The 5,296-nt window shown below is 52.2% G+C and carries 5 protein-coding genes; 2 read left to right on the forward strand and 3 right to left on the reverse strand.

Translation table 11 applies throughout. From position 1 onward, the window contains the following. Together AC5M9B_RS04365 and AC5M9B_RS04370 are read left to right on the forward strand one after the other, a co-directional pair. Positions 1-260, forward strand: a 260-nt coding sequence (locus AC5M9B_RS04365; protein ID WP_487648302.1) for a hypothetical protein, incomplete at its 5' end; no start/stop codon positions are given. After that, a complete protein-coding gene (locus AC5M9B_RS04370; RefSeq protein ID WP_003742744.1) occupies positions 247-1,455 on the forward strand; it encodes a uracil-xanthine permease family protein in 1,209 nt (402 codons plus the stop codon). The genes AC5M9B_RS04365 and AC5M9B_RS04370, both read left to right, overlap by 14 nt. A gap of 52 nt (positions 1,456-1,507) precedes the next feature. Here the strand turns inward: AC5M9B_RS04370 and AC5M9B_RS04375 are convergent, their stop codons facing one another. The 3 genes from AC5M9B_RS04375 to AC5M9B_RS04385 form a co-directional block, all read right to left on the reverse strand. Beyond that, a complete protein-coding gene (locus AC5M9B_RS04375) occupies positions 1,508-2,962 on the reverse strand; it encodes an efflux transporter outer membrane subunit (protein WP_070655364.1) in 1,455 nt (484 codons plus the stop codon). A gap of 458 nt (positions 2,963-3,420) precedes the next feature. Then, positions 3,421-4,533: an ABC transporter permease gene (locus tag AC5M9B_RS04380; RefSeq protein WP_455007566.1), complete on the reverse strand. Its 1,113-nt coding sequence runs from the start codon at positions 4,531-4,533 to the stop codon at positions 3,421-3,423. Positions 4,534-4,683: 150 nt separating this feature from the next. Next, positions 4,684-5,022: a cupin domain-containing protein gene (locus AC5M9B_RS04385; RefSeq protein WP_107842588.1), complete on the reverse strand. Its 339-nt coding sequence runs from the start codon at positions 5,020-5,022 to the stop codon at positions 4,684-4,686. Between the last annotated feature and the right edge of the window lie 274 nt (positions 5,023-5,296).

Here is a 5,296-nt window from a genome sequence, read left to right on the forward strand (position 1 = left end):
GGTCGATGTGTTTGGCGATCATGGCTTGTGCGGTTTGCTGGAAGAAGGTGCTCATGGAAAATCCCCTAAATGTCTTGATGGGAATTGAGGGGGATTTTGGGGAATTTTGCAAAGGTCTCTACCCATCTTGCACCCATTGCCATCTTTACCAATCTGTTTTACCTCCAATCCGCGTTAAATTAATGTTCATTCGGCTGCCTAGACAGTATAATTCCCGCCGTTTGAATCGAATATACGAGGTTTCGGATGAATCAGCTTAAATTGGCGGTTTCGGGCGCGCAGATTTTGTTTGTGGCGTTCGGTGCGATGGTGCTTGTGCCGCTTCTGACGGGGTTGAACCCTGCACTGGCATTGTTAGGCGCCGGGATTGGGACGTTGCTGTTCCAATTGGTTACTCGGCGTAAGGTGCCGATTTTTTTGGGTTCTTCATTTGCTTTTATCGCACCGATTATTTACTCGATTGGTGAATGGGGGCTGCCTTCAACGATGTTTGGCCTGTTTGCGGCCGGCTTTATGTATTTTGTATTCGCGGGCTTAATCAGGTGGCGAGGGTTGGCGGCGGTTCACCGCTTGCTGCCGCCGGTAGTCATCGGGCCGGTGATTATGGTCATCGGTTTGTCGGTAGCCGCTGCGGCAAGCAGTATGGCTATGGGGCAGGCTGACGGCAAACAGGTAATTGATTATGCAGACTCGTTGATTTTGTCGGGCTTTACTTTTGCGGTAACGGTCGTGGTGTCGGTTTTCGGCAGTCGCATGATGAAACTGGTGCCGATCTTGATCGGTGTGGCCTCGGGCTACACATTGGCTTTGATAATGGGCTTGGTAGATACTGCCGCCATCGTCAATGCGCCTTGGTTTGCAGTGCCTCATTTTGAAACGCCGCAAGTAAACTGGCAGGCTGCGCTGTTTATGCTACCGGTGGCGATTGCACCTGCCATCGAGCATATCGGCGGTATCATGGCTATTGGAAATGTTACCGGTCAAAACTATACGAAAGATCCGGGTTTGGATAAGACGCTGGCGGGCGACGGCTTGGGCGTATGCGTAGCCGGTTTGATCGGCGGACCGCCGGTAACGACTTACGGCGAGGTTACAGGCGCGGTGATGATTACGAAAAACAGCAATCCTGTCATTATGACTTGGGCGGCGATTTTTGCCATTGCAATGGCGTTTTTCGGTAAATTCAATGCGTTTTTAGCTTCCATCCCGATGCCTGTCATGGGTGGCATTATGCTGCTTTTGTTCGGTACGATTGCATCTTTGGGTGTGAAAACGCTGATTGATTCGAAGGTTGATTTGATGCTGCCTAAAAATCTGGTTATCGTCAGCTCTGTGTTGACGACAGGTATCGGCGGTATGGTCATCAAAATCGGTACGTTGAGCTTTGCCGGAGTGGGCTTGTGCGCAATATTGGCCATTATTTTGAATATACTGTTGCCGGATAGAGAACAATAGTCATCAGCTTAAAAAGGTCGTCTGAAATTTTTCAGACGACCTTTTTGCTTCTTTATTTCGACCAACCGCCGCCCAATGCCTTATACAGCGACACCAGCATCTGCGCCCTTGCCAGTCGCGCCGCAATCAGGTTTTCCTGCACTTGGTCTTCAGCGATATGGGCTTTGAGGGAGACATCCAGCGTTTTGTAGCCGTTGCGGAACATTTTTTCCGTATCGGCAGCATGGCGTGCTGCCTGATTATGGGCGGTCTGCAGCAGCTCGGTTTGACGGCTTAGCGATTCCACGCCTTGATACGCACTATCGACTTCGCCCAGTGCGGTCAGGAGCCGTTTGTCGTATTCCAGCAATGCCGTCTGAAGGCGCGCGTCGGCGGCTTTGATGTTGGCTTTGATGCGGCCGTTGGTGAACAGCGGCGTCTGTATGCCCACCGACAGCAAACTTGCCCAGCCGGTCAGCGAACGGTCGCCGTCCACACCGATGCGCCCTCCCTGTCCCATAAAGCTGATGGTGAAGCGCGGCAGCAAATCGGCTTTGGCACTGGCGAATTTGGCGGCGTAGGCATTAACTTGCGCCACCTGTGCGCGCAGGTCGGGGCGGCGTTCCAGCAAGCCTTGCGGCGTTTGCCCGCTTGGAGCGGAAGGTTGGTGCGCCAACGCATCGACAGACGATTCGGGCAGCGTAAACGTCTGCGGCACGTTACCGGTCAAAACGGCGATACTGCGCACATAAGCGGCGTATTCCGCCGCTATCGTGGCGCGTTTGGCTTCCGCTGCGGTCAGTTGCACTTTCGCCTCGTTCACTTCATAGCCGCTGACATGTCCCGCCTTAAACCGACCTTCGATATAGCGCACCATACGCCGCAAGGTAGCAACGGTTTGGTCGGCGGTTTTCAGACGGCCTTGTGCCGCACGCGCCTTGAAATAATTGTCGGCAATATCGCCCGCCACCAGCATTTGCGCGCCATACGCCAGCTCCTGCTGCCCGAGTGCGGCATAACGGGCGGCATCGGCATCGCTGCGTTTCTTGCCGAAAATATCCGGCTCCCACGAAGCGGCCAGTCCGCCGTACATGCTGGTGCCTGTGGACTCGATGGTATCGCCGTTTAAAGACGAGGCCTGCGGATAACGCGAGAGCAACGCTCTGGCATTGCTGTCGAGCGGGTTATCCATTTGGCTGTAATTCGCCCCCACCTTGCCGCTCAGTCCAACGGTCGGCCCCAAATCGGCACGCGCCGCCCCCGCCACGGCACGGGCTTCGTTCAGACGGCTGACAGCGATTTTCACATCATGCCCCTGCGCCAAACCTTGCGCGATTAATCCGCTTAACACCGGATCGTTCCACTGCTGCCACCACGCCCCGATGTCCGCATCACCCTTTGCCGCCGCATCCTGCGTAAACGTTTCAGGCAACTCAACCTGACTGTTTAACGGAACTTCTGTGTTTTTACAGGCAGCAAGCGCCAAGGCTGCGGCAATACACAATAAATGGATTTGATTGAATTTCATCGTATTTTCCTTTTTGAAAAGGTTTTAGCGTTCCGTTTTGGCGAAATTTGCTTCGCTCGTTTTCAGAGTGCGCAGCCTCTCGACGGGACAACCGTTCAGACGACCTTTCAGAAGATTTTTTGCGAAACAATGTAAGCCTGCGGCTTACCGCCCTCTCCCCACCCCACTCCCACGGGGAGAGGGGGCAAAATTGGCTGAAATCCCAAAGTGGCTGAGGTTCGGTATCCTCAACTCCCCCTCCCGCGGGGAGAAGGGACAAATTGGCAGAAAATCTAAAACATGGTAGGGTTTCTATATCCTCAACTCTCTCCCTCGGGGAGAGGGGACAAATCGGTTGGAAATCTAAAACACGGTTGGGTTTCAGCATCCTCAATCCCCTCTCCCCATGGGAGAGGGTTAGGGAGAGGGCAACGAACCGTCAGGTTTGCTTTTTAGCGATCCTCGGCAGGAAGACCTCATCAACCCTGCCGTTCCAACATCCCTTGAAACCGCAACAATGCCAGCCATAAGAATCCTACGCCGATACAGCCCATGATCAACATATGCCCCCAGACGATTTCAATCCCCGCGCTGCGGAACAGGATGTCTTGCGAGAATTTCACAAACTGCGTCAGCGGCCAATATTCGCTGATCAGTTGCGTCGCGTGCGGCATGTTGCTGCGCGGGGATGCGCCGCCGGCAAACAGATTCATCACGATATACACCGGCAGCATCAGCATACCGAACTGCCCCATCGTCGATGCGAACGTGGCAATCATGATGCCCAGCGACGCCACCGAAAACAGGAACAACGCCAACCCTACCGCATAAAGCGGCACCGAACCGATGAGCGGCACGCCTATGCTCAAATGCACGATAAACCACAGCGACGACAGTGCCGCCACCCAAATCACGGCGGCATTTGCCAACACTTTGCCCATCATCAGTTCGAACGCATTGACCGGCATCACCAGCAAATGCTCGATTGTGCCGCGTTCGCGTTCGCGGATAACCGCCGCCCCCGTCAATAAAATCAGCAACATACAAGACATCGAGCCGATTTGCGAAGTCGGCATAAACCACGAGCTCTCGCCGTTGGGATTGTAATAAGTATTGATGACGGGGTTGATTAACTCCGGCCGTGTCACGCCGGTGAATTCGTAAATTTCGCGGTTGATAATTTGCGAAAGATAAGACGCGCCCACTCCCGCCTGCGTCATCGACGTCGCATCAACCAAAAGCTGCAAATCAGGATTGCGCCCTGCCGCCATGTCGCGCTGAAAATTGGGCGGTACTTCCAAAATAAAGGTGAATTCGCCCTTGTCCATCAATTCGTCCGAATCTTCGCGCCGCACGTCCTCTACCGGTTTGAAAAACGGATGCTGCACGGCATCGCGGATACGCATGGACAAGACCGAACGGTCTTGGTCGATGATGCCGACGGTGGCATTTTTCAAATCCGCGCCCACCTGCGCCATCTGATAAATCGTGGCGGTGAAGATATACGCAATCAGTACCATCAGCACCGGATCAGTCAGCACGCTGCGGAACTCTTTGAGCATCAGGGTCAGAATGTTTTTCAGGGTACGCATGGGGATTCCTGTTTAAACGCTATGGATGAAGGTCGTCTGAAAACCTTATCTGTTCTTCAGACGACCTTTGTACAGTACATCGCCTACTATCTGGTTCTTTATGGGAATCACCAAACTTACCGCAACAGTATCGCCATACTGCAAAAATTTTCACAGGCAACATTTTCCGAAACGCAATTTTTTGTTTAAGCCCGCAACGTAAGTCAACTGCTTAATCACCAAGATATTCGTATAATCTTCAAGCGCACGGATACTGTGTGTCTCACCAGGTTCGAGCCGGACGATTTGCAGGCCTTCGGTATGTAAAGTTTCAGATGACGTCGAGATTTGCGCACTACCGTTCAACACAATCAACAAAATAATCGCTTCGGCTTCATAGGGCGGAATTTCATTGTCTTTCTGCAAAGAAAGCTGGACGATTTCCTGATCAGTATCACTGCTGATCACCCCGCCCAACAAGGCTTTGGGATTTAAGGTATATTGTTTCATCATCGCTCCTTTTCTATTTTTACATTTTCAAAAATTAAGAACATACATACGGCCGTTTTCACAGTATATATTCTTGAAAACCAATATTTAGGGCAGCATATCGGTATAAAGTTCTACTCAAACAGCCCCTTTGATAAATTACCCGGACAGGCACTCTGTAGAAATCAACAGTGTTGTTTACACTTTTGGCTTTTGCCTGAAGACCCGTTTGAGCAGCTATCCGGCATTGTCAAGAATGTCGATAGACACGGGAAACCCGCTCTGTTCTTGATAA

This window comes from Neisseria flava (assembly GCF_982712965.1).

Bases quoted from the DNA above. Each gene is read 5' to 3' on its own strand.
- AC5M9B_RS04380 (WP_455007566.1), bottom strand. From the start codon at position 4,533: ATGCGTACCCTGAAAAACATTCTGACCCTGATGCTCAAAGAGTTCCGC.
- AC5M9B_RS04375 (WP_070655364.1), bottom strand. From the start codon at position 2,962: ATGAAATTCAATCAAATCCATTTATTGTGTATTGCCGCAGCCTTGGCG.
- AC5M9B_RS04385 (WP_107842588.1), bottom strand. From the start codon at position 5,022: ATGAAACAATATACCTTAAATCCCAAAGCCTTGTTGGGCGGGGTGATC.
- AC5M9B_RS04370 (WP_003742744.1), top strand. From the start codon at position 247: ATGAATCAGCTTAAATTGGCGGTTTCGGGCGCGCAGATTTTGTTTGTG.